The sequence below is a fragment of the Gluconacetobacter aggeris genome (genome assembly GCF_014174395.1).
In the GTDB taxonomy this organism is placed as follows: Bacteria; Pseudomonadota; Alphaproteobacteria; order Acetobacterales; family Acetobacteraceae; genus Gluconacetobacter; species Gluconacetobacter aggeris.
On the sequence record NZ_JABEQD010000004.1, the window covers coordinates 20,266 to 41,812 of the forward strand.

At 65.6% G+C, this 21,547-nt stretch carries 18 protein-coding genes and 1 tRNA gene; 10 read left to right on the forward strand and 9 right to left on the reverse strand.

Translation table 11 applies throughout. From position 1 onward, the window contains the following. Positions 1–3: 3 nt before the first annotated feature. The 4 genes from HLH36_RS07450 to HLH36_RS07465 all read left to right on the forward strand — a co-directional run bounded on the left by HLH36_RS07450 (position 4) and on the right by HLH36_RS07465 (position 2,318). A complete protein-coding gene (locus HLH36_RS07450) occupies positions 4–972 on the forward strand; it encodes a beta-ketoacyl-ACP synthase III (protein ID WP_182985792.1) in 969 nt (322 codons plus the stop codon). 182 nt (positions 973–1,154) lie between these two features. Continuing rightward, positions 1,155–1,472: an integration host factor subunit alpha gene (locus tag HLH36_RS07455; protein ID WP_182966490.1), complete on the forward strand. Its 318-nt coding sequence runs from the start codon at positions 1,155–1,157 to the stop codon at positions 1,470–1,472. After that, positions 1,469–2,161: a MerR family transcriptional regulator gene (locus tag HLH36_RS07460; protein WP_182985793.1), complete on the forward strand. Its 693-nt coding sequence runs from the start codon at positions 1,469–1,471 to the stop codon at positions 2,159–2,161. The genes HLH36_RS07455 and HLH36_RS07460 overlap by 4 nt, the downstream gene beginning before the upstream one ends. 83 nt (positions 2,162–2,244) lie before the next feature. Continuing rightward, positions 2,245–2,318, forward strand: a tRNA-Pro gene (locus HLH36_RS07465). Between the two features lie 85 nt (positions 2,319–2,403). Here the strand turns inward: HLH36_RS07465 and HLH36_RS07470 are convergent. The 4 genes from HLH36_RS07470 to HLH36_RS07485 all read right to left on the reverse strand — a co-directional run bounded on the left by HLH36_RS07470 (position 2,404) and on the right by HLH36_RS07485 (position 7,155). After that, on the reverse strand, positions 2,404–3,573 hold the full coding sequence (locus HLH36_RS07470) for an AI-2E family transporter (protein ID WP_182986015.1): 1,170 nt from the start codon (positions 3,571–3,573) through the stop codon (positions 2,404–2,406). Between the two features lie 20 nt (positions 3,574–3,593). Beyond that, positions 3,594–5,672, reverse strand: a complete 2,079-nt coding sequence (locus tag HLH36_RS07475; RefSeq protein WP_182985794.1) for a S9 family peptidase — start codon at positions 5,670–5,672, stop codon at positions 3,594–3,596. Positions 5,673–5,863: 191 nt separating this feature from the next. Next, positions 5,864–6,304 (reverse strand): DUF3574 domain-containing protein, encoded by a 441-nt coding sequence (locus tag HLH36_RS07480; protein WP_182985795.1) that lies wholly within the window; start codon positions 6,302–6,304, stop codon positions 5,864–5,866. Further along, on the reverse strand, positions 6,304–7,155 hold the full coding sequence (locus tag HLH36_RS07485; RefSeq protein WP_182986016.1) for an NUDIX hydrolase: 852 nt from the start codon (positions 7,153–7,155) through the stop codon (positions 6,304–6,306). The genes HLH36_RS07480 and HLH36_RS07485 overlap by 1 nt, the downstream gene beginning before the upstream one ends. 127 nt (positions 7,156–7,282) lie before the next feature. Here HLH36_RS07485 and HLH36_RS07490 point away from each other — a divergent pair, with 127 nt between their 5' ends. The 4 genes from HLH36_RS07490 (at position 7,283) to fusA (ending at position 12,275) form a co-directional block, all read left to right on the forward strand. Continuing rightward, entirely contained in the window at positions 7,283–9,163 is a 1,881-nt protein-coding gene (locus HLH36_RS07490; protein ID WP_182985796.1) for an ABCB family ABC transporter ATP-binding protein/permease, read from the forward strand. Between the two features lie 86 nt (positions 9,164–9,249). Further along, a complete protein-coding gene (locus HLH36_RS07495; protein ID WP_182985797.1) occupies positions 9,250–9,531 on the forward strand; it encodes a hypothetical protein in 282 nt (93 codons plus the stop codon). Between the two features lie 151 nt (positions 9,532–9,682). Next, entirely contained in the window at positions 9,683–9,985 is a 303-nt protein-coding gene (gene rpmB / locus HLH36_RS07500) for a 50S ribosomal protein L28 (RefSeq protein WP_182974127.1), read from the forward strand. Positions 9,986–10,187: 202 nt separating this feature from the next. Next, on the forward strand, positions 10,188–12,275 hold the full coding sequence (fusA, locus tag HLH36_RS07505) for an elongation factor G (protein ID WP_182985798.1): 2,088 nt from the start codon (positions 10,188–10,190) through the stop codon (positions 12,273–12,275). Between the two features lie 148 nt (positions 12,276–12,423). Here the strand turns inward: fusA and HLH36_RS07510 are convergent, their stop codons facing one another. Continuing rightward, positions 12,424–12,861 (reverse strand): host attachment protein, encoded by a 438-nt coding sequence (locus HLH36_RS07510; protein ID WP_182985799.1) that lies wholly within the window; start codon positions 12,859–12,861, stop codon positions 12,424–12,426. Positions 12,862–13,060: 199 nt separating this feature from the next. Between HLH36_RS07510 and HLH36_RS07515 the strand changes: the two genes are divergently transcribed. Beyond that, positions 13,061–14,170: a site-2 protease family protein gene (locus HLH36_RS07515; protein WP_182985800.1), complete on the forward strand. Its 1,110-nt coding sequence runs from the start codon at positions 13,061–13,063 to the stop codon at positions 14,168–14,170. A gap of 62 nt (positions 14,171–14,232) precedes the next feature. Here the strand turns inward: HLH36_RS07515 and HLH36_RS07520 are convergent, their stop codons facing one another. The 3 genes from HLH36_RS07520 to HLH36_RS07530 all read right to left on the reverse strand — a co-directional run bounded on the left by HLH36_RS07520 (position 14,233) and on the right by HLH36_RS07530 (position 17,001). Further along, the gene (locus tag HLH36_RS07520) at positions 14,233–14,769 is read right to left on the reverse strand and encodes an Hsp20/alpha crystallin family protein (protein WP_182985801.1); all 537 of its coding nucleotides are present in this window, start codon (positions 14,767–14,769) and stop codon (positions 14,233–14,235) included. A gap of 181 nt (positions 14,770–14,950) precedes the next feature. Continuing rightward, entirely contained in the window at positions 14,951–15,625 is a 675-nt protein-coding gene (locus HLH36_RS07525) for a phosphoribosyltransferase (protein WP_182985802.1), read from the reverse strand. A gap of 32 nt (positions 15,626–15,657) precedes the next feature. Then, positions 15,658–17,001, reverse strand: a complete 1,344-nt coding sequence (locus HLH36_RS07530) for an erythromycin esterase family protein (RefSeq protein ID WP_220792747.1) — start codon at positions 16,999–17,001, stop codon at positions 15,658–15,660. Positions 17,002–17,720: 719 nt separating this feature from the next. On the opposite strand from HLH36_RS07530, the gene HLH36_RS07535 reads away from it, so the two are divergent. Then, positions 17,721–19,139 (forward strand): L,D-transpeptidase scaffold domain-containing protein, encoded by a 1,419-nt coding sequence (locus tag HLH36_RS07535; RefSeq protein WP_182985804.1) that lies wholly within the window; start codon positions 17,721–17,723, stop codon positions 19,137–19,139. A 153-nt stretch (positions 19,140–19,292) separates the two neighbouring features. On the opposite strand, the gene HLH36_RS07540 is transcribed toward HLH36_RS07535, so the two are convergent. Further along, positions 19,293–21,503 (reverse strand): malate synthase G, encoded by a 2,211-nt coding sequence (locus HLH36_RS07540; protein WP_182985805.1) that lies wholly within the window; start codon positions 21,501–21,503, stop codon positions 19,293–19,295. Between the last annotated feature and the right edge of the window lie 44 nt (positions 21,504–21,547).

Genomic DNA, 21,547 nt, shown 5'->3' on the forward strand with positions numbered 1-21,547 from the left:
GGAATGATGGCGAGACGTTCGCTGATGGTCGGGTTTGGCGGGTATCTGCCGGACCGGATCGTGACCAATGACGAGCTGGCGGCTCGCCTCGAGACTTCGGATGAATGGATCCGGGCCCGTACCGGGATCGGCCAGCGTCATATTGCCGGGCCGCAGGATACTGCCGTCAGCATGGCGGCGGCCGCCGCGAGGCAGGCGCTGGATTATGCCGGCATGGCGGCGGCGGATGTCGGTGCCGTCATCGTTGCGACCAGTACGCCGGACCAGGCCTTTCCAGCCACTGCTGTCCGGGTGCAGGCCGAGCTGGGAATGCGCGGCGGCTTCGGCTTCGATATCGCGGCGGCGTGTTCGGGCTTTATCTATGCGCTGACCGTGGCCGACTCGCTGATCCGCAGCGGCCAGACGGATTCGGTCCTGGTGATCGGCAGCGAAGTCTATTCGCGCATTCTCGACTGGTCGGATCGCGGCACCTGCGTGCTGTTCGGCGACGGCGCGGGCGCGGTGCTGCTGAAGGCCGGGGATGCCGCGCAGCCGGCCGGCATTCTGTCCACGCATCTGCATTCGGACGGCACGACGGGCGACCTGCTCTATGTCGATGGCGCGGTGGGGCTGCGGGAGCAGTCCGGTTTCCTGCGCATGCAGGGGCGCGACGTGTTCCGCCACGCGGTGGCCAAGCTGTCATCCTCGGTGGACGAGGTGCTGCAGGCCAATGGCCTGGCCTATGCCGACGTGTCGTGGCTGGTGCCGCATCAGGCCAATCTGCGGATTATCGAGGCTGTCGCCCGCAAGCTGGAACTGCCGCCCGAGCGCGTGGTGGTGACGGTCGACAAGCATGCCAATACCTCGGCGGCGTCGATCCCGCTGGCGATGAACGAGGCCGTGCGCGACGGGCGCATCCGCAAGGGCGACCTGGTGCTGATGGAAGCGCTGGGTGGCGGCCTGACCTGGGGATCGGCTCTGGCGCGGATCTAGGAGGCTGGCCGGGAATGCGTGCCGGCGGCGATCCGGCGCGCGTTTCCCGGTCTGCCTCCACGGCCCCCACGCTATCGGGGAGGGGGCCCCTATGATGGCTTGCCGGGCACCGAACGTGAAAAAATAGTGCGGCTTAACGCATTGAATTGACGCGTCCTCGTCGCATGCCATAGTTTTGCGGCATGAGCACCGTGACCCGCGCCAGTCTGGCAGAGCATATTTATAGTCAGGTCGGACTCTCCCGTAATGAGTCGGCCGACCTTCTCGAACATGTGCTCGAGCGCGTCGCGAAGGAACTTGAGGGCGGGAATACCGTCAAAATCAGCGGATTCGGGACGTTCTCCGTCCGCCAGAAGGGGCGCCGGACCGGCCGTAATCCGAAGACGGGCGTGGAAGTGCCGATCCTGCCGCGATCGGTCCTGGTCTTCCGCCCCAGCCAGCTTCTGCGGGCGCGCGTGAATGGCCGGCAGGTCGATGGCATCGAGGATGACGGTGAATGAGCATTCTCGGCACCGGGCAGGAGGAGTGGCCGGATTCCGGCATGCCGGAGCCCGGCGAGGGGGCCGATCCCCACGTGCTCGATGACGCGGCCGGTGCCGGCCGCCTGAAGAAGGCGCCCCATGCGTTCCGCACCATCAGCGAAGTGGCGGACGAGCTGCATGTGCCGCAGCATGTGCTGCGCTTCTGGGAGACGCGGTTCAGCCAGGTTCGCCCGCTGAAGCGGGGCGGTGGCAGGCGCTATTATCGTCCTGACGATATCGAATTGCTGCGCCGGATCTCGGACCTGCTCTATGTGCAGGGCTACACGATCAAGGGGGTGCAGCGCATGCTGCGCGAGGGCGGAGACGGCGGTGCACCCTATGGCGCGACGCCCGCCGAGGCGGCGGAAGAGCTTGATCTGGTGCCTCACGATTCGCCGGTCGCCGCCGGGGAGCCGGTAGCTGACGCCGCGCCTGTGGCGGTGGAGCCGGTGGATGCCGGCATTGTGGTGGAAAGCGTGGTCGAATCGGTCGTGGTCGTGACGGCGGAGGCCGAATCGGCTGAGCCGGCTCCTGCGATTCCGGTTGAGGAAACGGCCGCAGACTCTTCGGAGATCGAGCGAATCCATCGCGAGAACCTGATCCTGAAGGACAGTCTGCGCGGGATTCTGGTGGAATTGCAGGCCCTGAGGCGGCTGATTCCGGTCTGAACCGGATTTGGTGCCAGATTGGTGGCACTCATGGGTTGCGGAGTATGGCGCGCGCTGCTACACGGCGTGTCGTCGCAGACGGACGGGCAGTAGCGCAGCCTGGTAGCGCATCAGTCTGGGGGACTGGGGGTCGTGGGTTCGAATCCCGCCTGCCCGATATTCCCGTCTGCGACCATTTCCCTTTGTAAAATCGATGGATAGATGGCGCGGGGCCGATTTACGCCGGCTTGGCGCCGGCCGGTTCAGCCCAGGCTTGGGTCCGGCAGGTCGTCGATCTCCTCGCGCTCGGCGCGCGTGGGGTCCTGGATGCGGTCGCGCGTCCAGTTGCGCCAGATCAGGTGCAGGACCGACATGATGGCGGGCCCGATGAACAGGCCCAGCAGGCTCCAGCTCTCCACCCCGCCCAGAATGCTGACCAGGACCCACAGGAAGGGCATCTGGGTCGATCCGCCGATCAGCGCGGGCCGGACGAAATGGTCGGCGAAGAAGATGACGGCCATGCCCAGGCAGAAGATGACGAGGGCGGCGATGACCGTCCCTTTGACCAGCAGGGCCAGCGCGACCAGCGTGACGGCGATGACGGCGCAGAACGGGATCATGGCCGCCACGGCGGTGAAGACGCCGAACAGGAACGGGTGCTGGGCGCCGGCGATCAGGTAGGCGACGCCCATCAGCGCGCCTTCGCCCAGACCCACCAGCACCAGCCCGGCGACCGTGCCGTGGATCGAGGCCACGATCTGCTCGGCGATGGTCTCGCCCCGCTTGCCGAAGGCCCGGCGCGAGACCACCAGGCATTGGCGGGTCACCACGTCGCCATCCTTCAGCAGGAAGAACAGGGTGAGGATGGTGAAGATGAACAGCAGGCCGCGATGGAAGACCTGCGTCCCCACCTGCTGCGTCATGCGCACGCTGCGTCCGATATTGAACGAATGCAGCAGTTCCGAGACATCCTCCGGGTCCTGCAGATGCTGCTGCCACCAGTTGGTGATGGCCGAGGCGCCGGCGGGCAGGCGGCGGAGCCAGCCCGGCACCGGCACGCCCGAATGGCGCGCGATGTCGGCCCAGTTCAGGACGCCCTGGGCCTCGCGCCCGGCCTCCAGCGCGAACAGGCCCATCGGGATCAGGAAGATGAGGGCGATTGCGGTGGTGAACAGTAGCGGCAGGGTGATGCCGCCGGGCCGGAACTTCCAGCGATCGCGGATGGTGACATAGGGCGGCCATGCCGCGATGGCGAAGATGACGCCCCAGATCAGCGACGGCAGGAACCCCCGGACCGTATAGAGCCCCAGGGCAACGAAGGATGTGGCCAGCAGCCCGCGGGCGATGCGCTGCACCTTGTGGCGTTCGCGCATCTGGCGGAACGGCGACCGGTCCATGGGGGGGACGATCGCGGGGCTGGCGTGGTCCGTCATCATGATCCTTTGCTCGGGCGTCACGGCAGCTTCGTGCCATCCGCTGCCCAGATGGCGAAGGCCTGAATCAGGGCGGCCTCCTTCAGCGCGTCGAAGCGGCCCGACGCGCCGCCATGGCCGGCTTCCATATTGATGCGCAGCATGATGGGGCGGGGAGAAAGGGTATGGTCCCGCAGGCGGGCCACCCATTTGGCCGGCTCCCAATAGGTCACGCGCGGGTCCGACAGGCCGCCGATGGCCAGGATGGCGGGGTAGGGGCGCGGGCCCACCTGTTCGTAGGCGGCGTAGCCGGCGATCAGGTCATAGGCTTCCGGGTCCTCCAGCGGATTGCCCCATTCCGGCCATTCCGGCGGTGTCAGGGGCAGGCTGGTGTCCGACATGGTGTTCAGTTCGTCCACGAAGGGTACCACCGCCACGATGCCGGCGAACAGGTCGGGGCGCATGTTGGCGATCGCGCCCATGACCATGCCGCCGGCCGAGCGGCCGTCGCCGACGATCCGCCCGGCGCGGGTGAAGCCGGTGGCGACCAGATGTTCGGCGCAGGCGATGAAATCGGTGAAGCTGTTGGGCTTGTTGCGCCCGCGTCCGCCGAGGAACCAGTTCCAGCCTTTCTCCGACCCGCCCCGCACATGGGCGATGGCGTAGAACCAGCCCCGGTCCACCAGGCTGAAGACACCGGTGGAGAAGGTGGGCTCGATCGCATGGCCATAGGAGCCATAGCCGTAGAGCAGCAGCGGGGCGGCGCTGTCCAGCGCCGTGTCGTGTCGCCCCAGCACGGTAATGGGGATTTCGGTGCCGTCGGGGGCGGTGGCGGTCAGGCGCCAGCTTCGATACTGCGCGGGATCATGGCCCGACGGGATCTCCTGGCTTTTCAGCAGGTGGCGGCTCCGGCTGTGCATGTCGTAGGCGTACCATTGCCGTGGCGTGGTCGGCGACTGGTAGACGTAGCGCAGTTCGGTCGTGTCGTATTCGTAGGAGCCCGAGAAGGACAGCACATAGGCGTCCTCGTCGGAGGAGAGCACATGGTCCACGCCGTCCGTGGGGCGGATCACCAGTGCCGTATTGGCATCGCGGCGCTCGCGCCAGACCAGGTGGCCGGCGAAGGCGACGCAGTCGGTGATGTAGCGGCCGGGCTCGTGGGGCACCAGGTCGCGCCAGTTTTCCCGTGACAGGGCGGTGTCGGGCGTTTCCATCAGCTTGAAATCGACCGCGCCGTCGGCGTTGGTCAGGATCGCGAACCGGTCGCCCCAGTGGCTGAGCGTATAGAGGACGCCGCTGCGGCGGGGCGCGACGCAGGCGGGTTCGGCCTCGGGGCGTGCGCCGGGGATCAGCCAGGATTCGGACGTGTCCTGGTTGCTGGCGGAGATGACGATCCACCGTCCGGAGCGGCTGGCCTCGACCCCGATGAAGAAGCCCGGATCGGATTCCTGATAGACCAGCACGTCCGCGTCGGAGCCGATGCGGCGGCGATAGATCCGCGTCGGACGGCCGTGCGCGTCGCGCCAGGTCCAGAACAGGTATTGCGCATCGGGCGAGAAGGCGAAATTGCCGCTGCAGCTTTCGATGGCCGGCCCGACCGGCGCGCCGCTGGCGATGTCGCGGATGATGACGCGATAGACTTCGGAGCCCTGATTGTCTTCCGCATGGGCGAACAGGCGGTGGTCGGGGCTGTGCGTCGCGGCGGCGACGGCGAAATAATCGTGGCCCTGTGCCGCGCGCTCGACATCGAGCAGGATGATCTCCTCATCCGGCCGCCCGGCCGGATGGCGGGCGTGGATGGGGTGCTGGGCGCCGGTATTGTAGCGCATGTAATAGCGCCAGGGGCCGTGCGGCAGGGCGGGATAGGTTTCGTCCTCGCGGATGCGGCCGCGCATCTCGGCGACGATGGTGGCCTGCAAGGCCTCGGTCGGCGCCAGGATGGCGGCGGTATAGGCGTTTTCGGCCCGCAGGTGGGTGGCGATGTCCGCGCGCAGCAGGGATGGGTCGCGCAGCACGGCCTGCCAGTTCTCGTCCTTCATCCAGCCATATTCGTCCACGCGCACGCGGCCGAGCTGGGTGATCGTCTGGGGCTCCTTGCGGGCGACCGGGGCGGTGGTCATCGTCTCTCTCCATCGCTGTCCGACCGGAAGCCGGGACCAGCCGCGACCATACAAGACCGCCTGTGGAAGGGACAGAGGGGGACGCGACAGACGGGTGCATTGCCGCTGGCGGGCGTCGCGCGGGACCGTCAGAACCTGCCCGGAAATGTGGCCCGCCGGATCGCCACCAGCGCGCATGTCCAGGCAGGTTCTCAGAAAGCCTGGCAGTCGGCGCGGATGACCAGTCCGACGGATTGCTGCTGGAAGGCGCGGCGATACTCCGCGCGGATGGCGTCCAGTCTGACGGCGAGGTCCGGGGTATCGGCCTCGGCGGCAATCCAGACGATGCGCGATGGTTCGGAGGTGACCTGCTGGCTGGTCCGGTCCCGCCATTGGCCGCTGGCCTGGAACACGCTCAGCCCGTCGGGAAAGCGTGGCGTGACCGACCGGGCCAGGAAATCGTGCCATTGCGCATCGGTGACCGGGCTTCCGTCAGGGCGGGTCCGGCCGAACAGCAGCGAGATTTCGATCCCCGGCCGGGCGCCGAATCGCGCGCACGCCGGGGCGCCGGTCGCCAGCCTGTCAGGGGGTGCCGGCGCGCAGGCGGCCAGCGTGAGCGATGCCGCCAGAAGGCCTGCCGCCGCTGCCCGCATCAGGCGAAGGCCGGATTGTCCAGCCCGGACAGTCCCGCGCGCAGGCGGTGCCCATCCGGACTGTCGGGATCGATCAGCCCGTGGCGGAGGAACAGGTCGATCAGCACCAGATTGACGTTGAACTTGAACGCGTCGCCTTCCCGCACGATCCGCCAGGCTTCATGCAGGGGCATCAGCGTGAAGAATTCGACCTCGCCATCGGTGGGGACGGGCTTGAAATCGGGCGGCAGGTCCAGCTCGTAGCAATGCAGCACGTCGCGGCGCAGCCCTTCGGGCCGCTCCATGGCGTAGCGGATGGTGGCCGTCGGCGTGGCGCGGGCGATGAGGGCGGGGGCGATGCCGGCTTCCTCGGCCGCCTCCTTTTCCAGCGCCTGGCGGGGCGTGTGGCCGGCGGGAATGCCGCCGGCGACCAGATGGTCCAGCTTGCCCGGGTCCAGGCGCTTGTTCATGGCGCGGCGGCCCACCCACAGATGCAGCCCGTCCGGGCGCCGGACCAGCCCGTTCATGTGCACGCCATGGGCGATCAGCCCGAACAGGGGCAGGGCGCCCCGGTCGATGCGTGCGATGGGCGGCCCCTCCGCGGTGGGGGCGACGTCGAACAGTTCGTGGTGGGAGCGGTAGACGCCGTCGGCGGCCAGCGCCTCGCCCAGCCCTTCCAGCCGGGTGGGGTCGTCCAGCACCAGCGCGCCGTCCTGCCGGTGCAGGCCGCGCCGTTCCAGCTCGGGCACCAGGGCGGGCGCGATCCAGCCGGCCCGGGCATTCCCAAGGCGGAAGGGGGTGCGGTCGCCGGGCAGGCGCGCGGTGTTGCAGGAATCGAGATGCCGGATGAAGGGGGCGGCGTCCGATGACATGCCGGTCTGCTCCTTGTGCGTGGGGATGGCATACCGGGTGGCAAAGAGTGTGACAATCCTGCCGCGCCAGCGGTGCGAGCGGGGCTGGCGGTTTGCAAATTCGTCCTCGCATGCCACATCCAGTGGCATGACACCGCCCTCATCCTCCGCCCGGGCCGCGCTGGAGCGCCCCGTGCATGCGACCCTGCGCGCCCTGCTGCCTTATCTCTGGCCTCGTCACGATTTCGGCACCCGTGCGCGGGTGGTGGGCGCCTGCCTGCTGCTGGTCGCCGCCAAGATCGCGACGATCGCCGTGCCTTATGTCTACAGCCTGGTGGTCGATGCGCTGCATCGTTCCCCCGGCGGCGCGGATGGTTCCGGCGGCATGAATGAAATGACGGTGCCGATGGCGCTGATCGTGGGATACGGGACGCTGCGGCTGATGTCGGCGGGGATGGGGGAGTGGCGCGATGCGCTGTTCGCCCCGGTGCGCTTTCATATCAGCAGCGTGGCGGCGGTGCGCAGTTTCCGCCACATGCATGCGCTGTCGCTGCGCTTTCACCTCGACCGCCAGTCTGGCGGCGTGACGCGGGCGATCGCGCGGGGAACCGAGGCGATCGAGACCATCCTGCGGGTGGGCGTGTTCAACATCGTGCCGACGCTGATCGAGGCGCTGATGGTGATTGTGGTGATCTGGCGCCTGTTCGACTGGCGCTATGCGGCGATCATGCTGCTGGCTGTCGTCGCCTATGTCGCCTTCACGATCAGCTTCACCTCCTGGCGGATCGGCATTCGCCGCGAGATGAACGAGATCAACAGCGAGGCGAGCTGGAAGGCGCTGGACAGTCTGCTGAACTACGAGACGGTCAAGTATTTCGGCAATGAGGAGCATGAGAGCCGCCGGTATGAAGAGACGCAGAGCCGCTACGAACGCGCGGCGGTCAAGACCCAGCTTTCGCTCAACGGGCTGAATTTCGGCCAGGCGGCGATCATCGCCGTGACGCTGACGGTGGTGATGCTGCTGGCGGCGCATGATGTGGGGCAGGGGCGCCTGACGGTGGGGCGGTTCGTGCTGGTCAACACCTATCTGATGCAGCTCTACCTGCCGCTCAATTTCCTCGGCAGCATCTATTCGTCGCTGCGTACCTCGCTGGTGGATCTGGAGCAGATGTTCCGGCTGATGGAGGAGGCGCCCGACGTGAAGGACCGGCCGGATGCCATCGGCCTGCCGGCGCGGCTGGACGAGGCGCCGGCGGCGGCGATCCGCTTCGAGCATGTGCGGTTCGGCTATCGGGCCGATCGCGAGATCCTGCACGATGTCAGCTTCAGCGTGCCGGCCGGCGGGCGGGTGGCCATTGTCGGCCCGACCGGGGCTGGCAAATCGACCATCAGCCGGCTGCTGTTCCGCTTCTATGACGTGACGTCGGGGCGGGTCGTGGTCGACGGGCATGACGTGCGCGACTATCACCAGGCCGCGCTGCGGGCCGCGATCGGCGTGGTGCCGCAGGATACGGTGCTGTTCAACGACACGATCGGCTACAATATCGCCTATGGCCGGCGCGGGGCGTCGCAGGACGAGATCGAGCATGCGGCGCGGCTGGCGCAGATCCATGATTTCATCGTCAGCCTGCCGGACGGCTATGCGACCCGGGTGGGCGAGCGGGGGCTGAAACTGTCGGGCGGCGAGAAGCAGCGCGTGGCCATTGCCCGGACCATCCTGAAGAATCCGCGCATCCTGATCCTGGACGAGGCCACCAGCGCGCTGGACACCCATACCGAGCAGGAGATCCAGGTGGCGCTGCGCACGGTTTCGGCGGAGCGGACGACCGTGATCATCGCCCATCGGCTCTCCACCGTGATCGACGCGGATGAAATCCTTGTGATGGGGGATGGCGTGATCAAGGAGCGCGGCACCCATCGCAGCCTGCTGGCCCGCGACGGACTCTATGCCGGCATGTGGGCCGCCCAGGCCGAGGAGCGTGGCGAGGATGCCGGCCACGCGGCGGTGGGGGCTGGTCTTCCGGCCTGAACGGGGGCACGGTGCGGCCCGGCCGCGTCCCCCGGGGCGCAGTGACAGGCGCGGCTTGAGACGCGCATGACGAGGGAGAGGATGAGATGGCGGAGACGGACGGCGAAGGACCCGCGCTGGGCCAGGACGGATCGGTGCCCGAGGAACTGAGCCATTGCGGGGCGGTGGTCGACAAGGCCATCGAATACATGCTGGGCGAGAAGCTGCCGCCGATCGCCATCGCGTCGGCGCTGCTGGGCGGCTCGCTGGGCCTGCTGTCGCGCACCATGGACCAGGGGACGATGCTGGCGATGCTGGAAAACGCCATCCACAGCGTGCGTTCCGGCGACCTGCACCCCGACCGTGACAAGGTCGCGCGCCCCGAGTAAGGGGAAGGGCCGGAAGGGGATTCGGGCGAAAACGCCACGAATCGTGCCTTTCGGCTTGACTGGGCGCGGTACCTTGGCCATAAGCCGCGCCTAATCTTGACGATCGTTGCCGGGCATTATGCCTCGGCCCCAGTTATCCGAGGATGATACCATGTCTCGCCGTTGCCAGATCACGGGCAAGGGCGTGCTGACGGGAAATAACGTCAGCCACGCCAACAACAAGAGCCGCCGCCGCTACCTGCCGAACCTGCAGGAGACGTCCCTGCTGTCCGATATCCTGGGCAGCGCGGTGCGCCTGCGCCTGAGCACCAACGGCATCCGCACGGTCGAGCATAACGGTGGCCTGGACGCGTTCCTGCTGTCGACGCCGAACCGCAAGCTGCCCGTCGAGGCGCAGGCGCTGAAGCGCCGCATCCTGCGTGCCCAGGAAAAGAAGGCCGCGACGGCAGCCTGAAGGTCCTGTGCCGGTCCGGCCGGGTTTTTCGGTCGGGCCGGGCTTGCATGTCTCAGGTGCCTGACGCATGTCAGGGCCATCTGTCTATTCAGCCGGTCCGCATCTTCCTCGACCCCGGTGATGGGGTGGGGGGCTTCCGGCTCCGACAGGCGCGAGGGGAAAGGTTCCGTTCGCGCCTGAATTGTTTTGTGGAGGTTCCCCCGTGTCTGAAAAGTCCGATCTTTCACTGATCCGTAATATCGGCATCACCGCGCATATCGATGCCGGCAAGACCACGACCACCGAGCGGATCCTGTATTACACCGGCGTGTCGCACAAGATCGGTGAAGTCCACGAGGGCAACACCACGACCGACTATATGGACCAGGAGCGTGAGCGCGGCATCACGATCACCTCGGCCGCCGTGACCTGCGAGTGGAACGACCACCGCATCAACATCATCGACACCCCGGGCCACATCGACTTCAACATCGAGGTGAACCGCTCGCTGCGCGTGCTCGACGGTGCGGTGTTCATCATCGAGGGCGTGGCCGGCGTGCAGCCGCAGTCCGAGACGAACTGGCGCCTGGCCGACCGCTACAACGTGCCGCGCATCATCTTCATCAACAAGCTGGACCGCACCGGCGCCGACTTCTACCGCGCGTTCGACACGCTGAAGGAGAAGCTGGACATCGTCGCGATCCCGCTGCAGTTGCCGATCGGGACCGAGGAAAACTTCATCGGTGTCGTCGACCTGGTCGAGATGCGTGCGATCATCTGGGAAGGCGGCGAGCTGGGGGCGAAGTTCCATTATGCCGAGATCCCGGCCGAGTTGAAGGAAAAGGCCGACGAGGCCCGCCAGGAGCTGCTGGACACGGCGCTGGCCGTCGACAACGCGGCGATGGAAGAATATTTCGAGAAGGGTGAAGTCGACGTCGCCACCCTGAAGCGCTGCATCAAGAAGGGCACGATCTCTGGCGAATTCCGCCCCGTGCTGTGCGGCACGGCCTTCAAGAACAAGGGCGTGCAGCCGCTGCTGGACGCGGTGATCGACTACCTGCCGGCGCCGGACGACGTCGAGGGCATTCGTATCGCGCCGCCCGAGGGTGAGGATGTCGACGAGAACGCGCTGCCGATCATCCCGGTCGATCCGGACGGCAAGTTCGCCGGCCTGGCGTTCAAGATCATCAACGACAAGTACGGCACCCTGACCTTCGTGCGCGTCTATCGTGGCGTGCTGCGTTCGGGCGACAGCGTCCTGAACACCACGAAGGACCACAAGGAGCGTATCGGCCGTATCTTCCAGATGCACGCCGACAAGCGTCAGGAAGTGAAGGAAGTCCACGCCGGTGATATCGCCGCGTTCGTGGGCCTGAAGGACACGCAGACGGGTGACACGCTGGCCGACCCGGCCGATCCGGTGGTGCTGGAGCGCATGAGCTTCCCGGTGCCGGTGATCGACATTTCGGTCGAGCCGAAGACGAAGGACGGGGTCGAGAAGATGACCCTGGCGCTGCAGAAGCTGGCGGGTGAAGATCCCTCGCTGCGTCTGAAGACCGACCAGGAAACCGGCCAGACCATCCTGTCGGGCATGGGCGAGCTGCATCTGGACATCATCATCGACCGCCTGCGCCGCGAATATGGCGTGGACGCGAATATCGGCGCGCCGCAGGTGGCCTATCGCGAGACGATCACCCAGACGCATGTCGAGACCTACACCCACAAGAAGCAGTCGGGTGGTTCGGGCCAGTTCGCCGAAGTGAAGATCGAGTTCGCGCCGCTGGAGCGGAACGAGGAGATCCAGTTCGAGAACAAGGTCGTCGGCGGCACCGTGCCGAAGGAATATATTCCGGCGGTCGAAAAGGGCATCCGCATGCAGTCCAGCACGGGCGTGCTGGCGGGCTTCCCGACCGTGGACTTCAAGTTCACGCTGCTGGACGGCAAGTACCATGACGTCGACTCCTCGGCGCTGGCGTTCGAAATCGCCGCCAAGGCCTGCTTCCGCGAAGGCATGAAGAAGGCCGGCCCGGTGATCCTGGAGCCGATCATGGATGTCGAGATCACGACGCCGAACGACCATGTCGGCGACGTGGTGGGCGACCTGAACCGTCGTCGCGGCATGATCCAGAATCAGGAGAGCTCGGGCTCGACCGTCATGGTCCGCGCGCTGGTGCCGCTGAAGGAAATGTTCGGCTACATCTCGCACCTGCGTTCGATCACGAAGGGCCGTGCGTCCTTCACGATGCAGTTCCATCACTACGACCCGGTGCCGCGCAACGTGGCCGAAGAGATCGTGGCCAAGTCGGCCTGATTTCGACCGGATTGGACGAATGGCCGCCCCGCAAGGGGCGGCCCGGATTGCCGACGAACCCCGCCCATGTGGCGGGGTTTGTTGTTTTGGGGGCATTGGCTGCCGGAAGAACGGGCCGGGTCATGTTCTCCGACGATATAAAGACAAATCAGACAATGTATTCGATGTGATCCTTCAGGGCGCTGTCCGGCGTTTTTGTGAGATCTTTTCTGATGACCCCGATGATCTTCGCCTTCGTCTCCGGTTTCAGGTGGCTGGTGATGCTGGCATTGCTGTGCGATGGGGCGATGACCAGAAGCTTTTCATAGGCCTGATCCCATTCGTTGATCTGTCTGGCGACAAACTTCCCGAAGGACTCCATTTCCAGCCTGTGGCGGTCATGGTGTGGATTGAGGGCATGATGGGCGGTCGAACCGGTGTGGTACGTGGCCCCCGGTGCGTCATCGCCCAGGTCGGACGTTCGCTGATGGGCGGTGAGCGCATCGAAGGATGCGACGGTATGCAGAGCATGATTTTCGGCCGGTTGCACGAAACGGGCATGCTCCCCATCCGCGATGACGATAAGAGTACCATGCCTGGCGGTCATTTTCTTCGATCCTCATGAAAGCGGGCCCGTGCCCTGCGAGACATGCGGACAGGCGGGTGGGGGAACAATAGGCCTCCGGACTCTGTGATGGCGGGTCGGGGGGATGTGTCGGCCCCATGCGCGGCCCCCCGGCGAACTTATGCCGCGCGCCCGTGTTAACCCTGCGCGTGCGGCACGCGTCGCGCATCGAGGGCATGGTATGACCTGGTCCATCCCGATCGGCAGGTTTTACGGTACGACCGTTCGCCTTCACGTCACCTTCCTGCTCTTTCTGGTCTGGATTGGTGCGGCCTATGGCATGCAATCCGGGATGCAGGCGGCGATTGAGGGCGTTCTGCTCATTCTTGCCGTGTTCGCCTGTGTCGTTCTGCATGAATTCGGCCATGTGCTTGTCGCGCGCCGGTATGGCGTGCGCACGCCGGACATAACGCTCCTGCCCATCGGCGGGGTCGCCCGGATGACGCACATTCCCGAACAGCCGACGCAGGAACTGGCGATCGCCCTGGCGGGCCCGGCGGTGAATCTCGTGATCGCCGCGATCCTGTTCGGGGTCACGCGTACCGTGCCCCATCTGTCCGGTGTCGATTTCCAGGACCCGGGCGTCGGGCTGATACCCCGATTGTCGAGCATCAACCTGTTTCTGGCCGTCTTCAACCTGATCCCGGCCTTTCCCATGGATGGCGGGCGGGTTCTGCGGGCCTTGCTGGGCTATCGGATGGGTTATGCGCGGGCGACCCAGCTTGCCGCGTCGGTCGGTCAGGGGATCGCCTTTCTGTTTGGATTTCTGGGGCTGATGGGCAATCCGATGCTGCTGTTCATTGCCCTTTTCGTCTATCTGGGCGCCGCCGGCGAAGCGCAGGGTGCGCTGTTCCGGCAGTTGGCGCATGGCATGATCGTGGCTGACGTCATGACCACGCGTCTGGAGACGCTGTCGCCCGACAGCCGGATGGATGAGGCGGCGCTGAGGATGATTCATACGCCACAGCAGGAATTTCCGGTTGTGGATGGCCAGGGCAGGCTCCGTGGCCTGCTGACGCACGCGACCATCCTGCAGGCCATGCATGCCGGCAAGGCGGACGCGATGGCCGCGGATGTCATGGTGCCCGATATTGCCTGCCTGCCCCCCTACCAGACGGTGGATGAGGCGCTGCGTCTGCTGGAGGAAAATCAGGTGCCGGCGATCGGCGTGAATGATGCGCAGGGACGTTTCATCGGCCTGATTTCCCGGGCGAATATAGGCGAGATCATGACGATCCATATTCTGCGGGACAAGAACCGTCCGGCATCGCCTCTTCCGCTGTCCCGATAGGGCTGCGGCCCGGTCGTCCCGCGATGTGGGGGAGGCCGGGTCGCGCATCGTGGCTTGCCCTGTCAGGCATGTTTGACGGGGATGATCTGCTCGTTCTTCTGGGCTTCGGGGGTCTTGGGCATGGTGATCGTCAGGAGCCCATTATCGAACGTGGCGTCGATCTTCGTCGTATCGACGCCCTCGGGGATCGGCAACGACCTCATGAATGAGCCGAAGCGGCGTTCCGAGTAATGATAGTTCTTTTGCTCGTCCTCGCGTTGTTCGCATTTTTCGCCGCAAATGCTCAGGACCCCTCCGGAAAGCTTAATTTCCAGATTCTTCTCGTCTATGCCGGGCAATTCCGCGACGACGTCATAGGCATCGTCCTTTTCCACCACGGAGATCGCCGGAACGACATTGAATGCGTCCTCGCGCGGCCAAAGACGGTCGAGACCGGGGATGCGGCTTGCCGGACGGCGCAATACGGTCGAGCGGAAATCGTCGAAGAGACGGTCGAATTCCCATCGCAGCGTATCCAGTGCTGAGCCTGAAGGCGAGCGGGCTACGGGCGCGCCTGTTGTCGTTTCCGTTTTTTCCTGCGTTTTTTCGAGGCTTGCCATGATCATTCTCCTGTTCGCTGCATTTTTCCCGTCTTGAGGCATTGCGCCCGGAGCGCCTGGGGCGTTGGGCGTATGACTGAGCTGGTTCCGAACGCGGTATGCTCAAGGGGCGGTTCGAAAAATTCATGATTTTGGTTGATGGAAAATCAGATGGCATCGGAATGCCGGCTTGCTTCTCCTGTCAGGCGGTTCCGGTGCGGTCGTGGGCCTGGGCGAGCAGCCGGATGATGTCGGCATCCTCGACCTGCGGGAAGTCCTGATAATAGGCGCCCACGGCAAAGAACGATTGCGGTTGCAGCAGGCAGACGATCTGATCGCATTCGCGGCGGAGTGTCGCGATACTGTCGGCAGGCGCCACGGGTACGGCCAGCACCAGGCGGGCCGGGTGATTTCTCCGCAGCGCGCGAAGGGCGGCCCGCATCGTGCCGCCGGTCGCGATCCCGTCATCGACCACGATCACGACGCGGCCAGTGACCGGCACCGGCTGCCGGTCCGGCGTATACAGGCGACGTTGCCGGTCGATTTCGGCACATTGCCGGTTCACGATGTCCCGGATCGTTTCCGCGCTGATGCCCGAAACCCGCACATAGGCTTCATCGAGCACGATTTGTGGATCGGCGCCGTCCACGACCGCGCCGAAACCGTATTCTTCCTGACCCGGACTGCCGATCTTGCGCACGAACAGCAGGTCCATATCCGCATCCAGCGCCTTTGCGACCTCGAACGCGACCGGCACGCCGCCGCGCGGGAGCGCCAGAACCAGGGGATGGGCGGTGGCCAGGGGGAGAAGGGCCGCGCCCAGCGCCCGCCCGGCCTCCTGCCTGTCTCTGAAGAGTATGGAGCGATCTGACGGCATGGTGCCCTCTTGCTCGCAACGGGTTCAGGTCTCTAGAGGCCGAAGGGCCATGTTTCAGGAATGCCCTGCGGGTGCGCGTGGCCCAGAGGCGTGACGGCCCTTGTCTGTTCGAACCAGACCCAGGCATCGAACTGTTCGGCGAGGGAGGATTCGAAATAATGGCTGGAGAGTTCGCTTTCCGGACGATAGATCACCCCGATCGCCCGTTCGCGCAGAGGCGCGCGCAGATGTCCGCGCAATGTCGAACGGCCGTGTCGCCAATCCGTCAGCGTCCGGGGCAATCCGGCGCGCACGAACGCATGTTCGTAACTGTCCGGCCGGGCCGGGCGTACGGTCTTGATTTCCAGCTCGCCGTCCCAGTCGCTGGCAGCCGCTACGGTGCCGCGATCGGTGCTGAAGCCGAGCAGGATGGCTTCGTCGCCATGCGCCATGCGACAGAGTTCGCCGATATTGAATTGTCCTTCCCATCCCATCGTGGTCGCGGCGGCATTGCCCACGTGCGAATTATGGGCCCATACCACCGCCTTGGCCGCATCGCCCCGATGGGCGAGCAGGGCCTGAAGCGTTCCGAACATATGCCGGTCACGCAGGTTCCAGCTTTCGTTCGCGCCTCGGTACATGATCCGGTAATATTGCTCCGCCGCCCGCACGATCCGCGCGTTCTGCGCCGCATCGAACCAGGCTTCTCCATCATGCTGAAGGTAGCGGAGGCGGTTGCGCAGCAGATCGCGCAACTGCGCGACCACGGCGTCTTCGGAGGCGCTGTGCGTCTGCCGGCCGGCCGCCCTGCCGTAAAGGGCCGGATTATGCTGCCATTGCACGAGACGGGCATAGCGCTGCCGCGCCGACGCGGCCGCCTCGGGGTCGACCTTGTCGAGATAGGCCAGGACGGCGTGAATGGATTCATCCAGGCTGTAGATATCGAGGCCATGGAACGAGACCCGTCTTTCGCCAGGCAGGGGCTCGTTATGATGATGGAGCCAGCGGACGAAGGCCGCCACCTCCTCGTTGCGCCACATCCATGTGGGAAAGCGTGTAAAGGACGGGTTTCGCCAGGGACGGGGCGCATGATGGCGCACGTAATCGTCGATCCGGCTGCCGTCGGGCCAGTCGGCCTCGACCGCGACGATGGTAAAGCCGTGATGTTCGATCAGCCTGCGGGTGATGGCGGCCCGCGCGCGATAGAATTCCGACGTGCCATGGGTGGCTTCGCCCAGCAGCACGACCCGGGCGTCGGCGAAGCGATCGAAAAACGCGCCGAAGGACTCGGGCTCCTCCAGCGGGGGCAGGGGCTCCGATTGCTCACGCAGGGCCGTGACGAGCGCCTCGGGGATCTTGTGACTGCCCGTGGCGTGAAAGGGCGGTTCGACGATCATGGATGTCGTCCCCATTGAGGTCCGCGCGCCCGGCATGTGCCAAATCGCGCGACGCCATTGGAAATGGGACGCGCCGCGTCATCCTGCAGGAGGGACGTTTTTCACGAAATGGAGAGGTTGGCCGCCGCGCATGATGGTGGCCTGTCACGGCGGGGGCTTCTTTGCCCTGACCCATCCGTGCATTATCTGTATCTATCGGCAGGGTCGTTACCATGCCGCCACATTACTGCGGCCGCCTTATCGGCTGGCTGACCGAATAGTCCTGCGGGTTTGTTTCTGCGTTGGAATGCCGGATGGAGATAAGCTTCCGCCTCTCCGTGGAGAGGCGGAAGCCCAGACAAGCCAGATCGTTGAAAATGACAGGCTTAGCCGCGTGCCGGCGGAACGGGCGGCGGCGGCGGGGGAGGTGGCGGCGGCGGAGGAGGAGCTTCGACCGGCGCAGGCGGCGGCGGGGGCTTGTCTTCGGCACACGCCGCCAGAAGCACCACAGGCAGCGCTGCGGCAACCATAGCGACCGCACGCAGACGCTTACGACGGGACAATGTTTCAGAAACCGCGAACATCAGGCACCTCCCAATTGGAATTTCAGAAGATAACGGGTAATTAGCAGCACCTCTTGACAAAAAGTCAAACTACTATTTGCGTGATCCGCGACGATTTTGGAGTCATGTTTCGTGCGGGTACCATGGTGTACGGTCAGGTCAGGTCGGCAGACGTCAATGACCCTCGTTCGGTCGCAGATCTCCACCCGCGGCACGGTCGTGCGCAGCCTGCTCGGCCTCGCCGTGACATGCGCGCTTGCGGCGTGTGGCACGAATCCGGAGCATGCCAATACCGAACTCGGCAATCTGATCGATAGCACGCCGCAACTGACTGTCGCCGGAGAACCGGTGAATGTCGTGCTGCTGCGGCGTTTCTACGCGCGCCATGATTTCGAGCCCGTATGGACAGCTCGGCAGGCAGAGGCGAGTTCACTCCTGAAGGCCGTGCTGCGTGCCGGAGAGAACGGTCTCGACCCTGAATTGTTCCATGCCGGTCTGCTGCGGCAGGGGACAAATTTATCGCCGCTTGATCGCGAATTGCTACTGTCCGATGCTTTCCTGTCATATGGCGACGCCCTGGCCCGGGGGGCCGTGCCCGTGGAACGCCGGAAAGACGATGAGGCGCTGACGCCGGAACCGGTTGACGTGGCCGCCAGGCTCGATGCCGCGATCGACAGCCCCGATCCGGCGGCAGCCATTGACGGGCTGGCGCCATCGACACCGACCTATCGGGCGTTGCGCCAGGCGTTGCGCACATGCCGCCGATCCCCCGCGGGCCGCGACAGCGGTGAGGCGGGGTGCTTGCGCAAGATCGCGGTGAATCTCGAACGTCAACGCTGGCTGCCGCGATCCCTGCCGCCAGATCGTGTGCTGGTCAATGTGGCCGAGGAAAGACTGGTCCTTTATCGGGCCGATCGGCCGGTCTTTTCCACGCGGGTCATTGTCGGCCAGGATGTGGAACGTAACCAGAGTCCTGAATTTCATGCCCTGATCGATGCAAGCCTGTATAATCCGCCATGGGTTGTTCCGAGCGATATCGTGGAACGGGAGATTCTGCCGAAGATCCGCCGCGACCCCGATTATCTGGCGCGGAACAAGATGGTCATGCTTGCCAATGGCGAAATAGAGCAGCGAGCGGGACCCGATGCGGGGCTCGGACTGATCATGTTCGACATGCCCAATCGGTTCGATGTCTATCTGCACGATACGCCGGATCAGGATCTCTTCAAGCGCGATAACCGTCGCATCAGCCATGGATGCATCCGGGTACAGAACCCCCGCGACTTCGCCGCCCTGCTGATGCGGCAGCCGCTCGACGTGATCAATCAGGGGATCGCGAAGGGCACGACCACGCGCAATGCGCTACCCGTGCCCGTGCCCGTATTCGTGGTCTATCTGACCGCGCTTCCGGATGCTGACGGGGTCTTGCAATTCCATCCGGATTTCTACAATCGCGATGCTGAAATCTGGCGACAACTGAAGAGACGGCCATACGGGCGGCATCCTGAGGCCCAGGCGGATAATCGCCGGGCGTCTTCAACGGGGCTGCTGGCGGCCCTGGAGGGGCCGGGATCGCCGGTCGGCAGGGCCTTTTGAAAAAGACCGGATGTTCAGGGGTTTCGAGGCCCGTGAGCGGGCTTGCCTGTCATGCCGGATGCCCTGGGATCGACGGCTAACCATCGCGCGGCCCCGATCCAATGGTCTGCCCCGTCCCGATGAGAGATCCGGACGGGGCAGAGGTAGGATTGTTCAGGCGCCCGTCTGTTCCAGAGCGGATGCGCCCTGGCTTTCCGCCGCCTGCGCCTTGGCGACGCGGCGCCAGCGGTGCAGGGTCGGCTCGGTATAGCCGTTGGGCTGGGTGGCGCCGGTGAAGACCAGTTCGGCCGCCGCGCGGAAGGCCGGGCCGTCGGGATTGTCGGCCAGCGGGCGGTAGCCTTCCTCGCCCCGGTTCTGCGCGTCGACGATGGCGGCCATGCGCGTCATCGACGTGCGGACATCCTCTTCCGAGATCACGCCGTGGCGCAGCCAGTTGGCGACATGCTGCGAGGAGATGCGCAGCGTCGCGCGGTCTTCCATCAGGCCGACATCGTTGATGTCCGGCACCTTGGAGCAGCCGATCCCCATATCCACCCACCGCACCACATAGCCCAGGATGCCTTGCAGGTTATTGTCCAGCTCCGCCCGACGTTCGGCCGCCGACCAGGTGATCTGGCGGGCCAGCGGCAGCGTCAGCAGCGACTGCAATGAAGCCGGCGCCGTGCTCTCCAGCCGCGTCTGCACCGCGCGGACATCGACAAAATGATAGTGCAGGGCATGCAATGTCGCCGCCGTGGGCGAGGGCACCCATGCCGTGTTCGCACCCGCGCGGGGGTGGGCGATCTTCTGGTCCATCATGTCGGCCATGCGGTCCGGCATCGCCCACATGCCCTTGCCGATCTGCGCGCGATCCTTCAGGCCGCAGGCCAGGCCGATGGCGACGTTGCGCTGCTCGTAGGCGGTCATCCACGGTTCGGCGCGCATTTCGCCCTTCCGTACCACCGGGCCGGCCTGCATGCTGTAATGGATCTCGTCGCCCGTGCGGTCGAGGAAGCCGGTATTGATGAACACCACGCGGTTGCGCGCGGCATGGATGCAGGAGGCCAGGTTGGCGCTGGTGCGCCGTTCCTCGTCCATGATGCCCATCTTGATCGTGTTGGGCGGCAGGTCCAGCAATTGCTCGACGCGATCGAACAGGGCGTTGGACAGCGCGACTTCCTCCCCGCCATGCATCTTCGGCTTGACGATGTAGATCGAGCCGGTGCGGCTGTTGATGGTCGGCGCGTTGCCGCGCAGATCGTGCAGCGCGATGGCTGCGGTGATCGCGGCGTCCAGCACGCCTTCGGGGATGGCGTGGCCGGTGCTGTCCACCACCGCGTCGGTGAACATGTGGTGCCCGACATTGCGCACCAGCATCAGGCTGCGCCCCGACAGCACCAGCGACGTGCCGTCGGGCGCGGTGTAGCGGCGGTCGGGCGCCAGTTGCCGCTCCACCATCCGCCCGCCCTTGGGGAAGGAGGCTGTGAGCGTGCCCTTCATCAGGCCCAGCCAGTTGCGATAGACCAGGATCTTGTCCGCGACGTCGACGGCCGAGACGCTGTCCTCGCAATCCATGATGGTGGTCAGCGCGGATTCCGCGATCACGTCCGCGATGCCGGCGCGATCGCGGCTGCCGATGGGCGATGCGGGATCGAAGCGCAGTTCGATATGCAGCCCGTGATTGCGCAGCACGATCGCATCCGGCGCCTCTTCCGCGCCCTGGAAGCCCGCGAACTGGGCGGGGCGGCGCAGTTCGACCGGCTGGGCAATGCCGTCGAGGGTCGCGAACAGGCGCCCGTCGGCGACGTGATAGCGGGTGGCATCGGCATGGCTGCCCTGGGACAGGGGCGTGATTTCATCCAGAATCAGCCGCACGCGCCGGATCACCTGCGCGCCGCGCTGTTCGTCATAGCCGCGCGCCGGTATGCCGGACGGGCCGAACGGCTCGGCATCCGTGCCGTAGAACGCATCGTACAGGCTGCCCCAGCGTGCGTTGGCGGCGTTGAGCGCGTAGCGGGCATTGGTGACGGGGACCACCAGTTGCGGACCCGCGACATGCGCGATTTCGGCATCGACATCGCGGGTCGTGATCTCGAAATGGGACGGCTGGGGCTCCAGGTAACCGGTTGTCCGCAGCACGCGGATCTGGCCATCGATATCCGCCGGATCGAAACCCGGGGCGGTCAGCAACTGGTCCACGGCCTGTTGAAGCAGCCGGCGCCGCGCCAGTGCGTTCAGCACCTTGGGCGTGAACTGCGCGACGATGTCGGACAGGCCGGCCCAGAACCGGTCGGGGGCGATGCCGGTCCCGGGCAGGACCTCGTTCGTGACGAATTCATCGAGGGCGTGATCGACTTGAATCTGACCAATCGTGCGGCGGGACATGGCGGTTCCCCTTGATAGGATGGTTCGGACCGGGTCGGGCCCGG

Coding starts and splice junctions, on each gene's coding strand:
- HLH36_RS07450 (WP_182985792.1), top strand. CDS start 4: ATGATGGCGAGACGTTCGCTGATGGTCGGGTTTGGCGGGTATCTGCCG.
- HLH36_RS07455 (WP_182966490.1), top strand. CDS start 1,155: ATGAGCACCGTGACCCGCGCCAGTCTGGCAGAGCATATTTATAGTCAG.
- HLH36_RS07460 (WP_182985793.1), top strand. CDS start 1,469: ATGAGCATTCTCGGCACCGGGCAGGAGGAGTGGCCGGATTCCGGCATG.
- HLH36_RS07470 (WP_182986015.1), bottom strand. CDS start 3,573: ATGACGGACCACGCCAGCCCCGCGATCGTCCCCCCCATGGACCGGTCG.
- HLH36_RS07475 (WP_182985794.1), bottom strand. CDS start 5,672: ATGACCACCGCCCCGGTCGCCCGCAAGGAGCCCCAGACGATCACCCAG.
- HLH36_RS07480 (WP_182985795.1), bottom strand. CDS start 6,304: ATGCGGGCAGCGGCGGCAGGCCTTCTGGCGGCATCGCTCACGCTGGCC.
- HLH36_RS07485 (WP_182986016.1), bottom strand. CDS start 7,155: ATGTCATCGGACGCCGCCCCCTTCATCCGGCATCTCGATTCCTGCAAC.
- HLH36_RS07490 (WP_182985796.1), top strand. CDS start 7,283: ATGACACCGCCCTCATCCTCCGCCCGGGCCGCGCTGGAGCGCCCCGTG.
- HLH36_RS07495 (WP_182985797.1), top strand. CDS start 9,250: ATGGCGGAGACGGACGGCGAAGGACCCGCGCTGGGCCAGGACGGATCG.
- rpmB (WP_182974127.1), top strand. CDS start 9,683: ATGTCTCGCCGTTGCCAGATCACGGGCAAGGGCGTGCTGACGGGAAAT.
- HLH36_RS07510 (WP_182985799.1), bottom strand. CDS start 12,861: ATGACCGCCAGGCATGGTACTCTTATCGTCATCGCGGATGGGGAGCAT.
- HLH36_RS07515 (WP_182985800.1), top strand. CDS start 13,061: ATGACCTGGTCCATCCCGATCGGCAGGTTTTACGGTACGACCGTTCGC.
- HLH36_RS07520 (WP_182985801.1), bottom strand. CDS start 14,769: ATGGCAAGCCTCGAAAAAACGCAGGAAAAAACGGAAACGACAACAGGC.
- HLH36_RS07525 (WP_182985802.1), bottom strand. CDS start 15,625: ATGCCGTCAGATCGCTCCATACTCTTCAGAGACAGGCAGGAGGCCGGG.
- HLH36_RS07530 (WP_220792747.1), bottom strand. CDS start 17,001: ATGATCGTCGAACCGCCCTTTCACGCCACGGGCAGTCACAAGATCCCC.
- HLH36_RS07535 (WP_182985804.1), top strand. CDS start 17,721: ATGACCCTCGTTCGGTCGCAGATCTCCACCCGCGGCACGGTCGTGCGC.
- HLH36_RS07540 (WP_182985805.1), bottom strand. CDS start 21,503: ATGTCCCGCCGCACGATTGGTCAGATTCAAGTCGATCACGCCCTCGAT.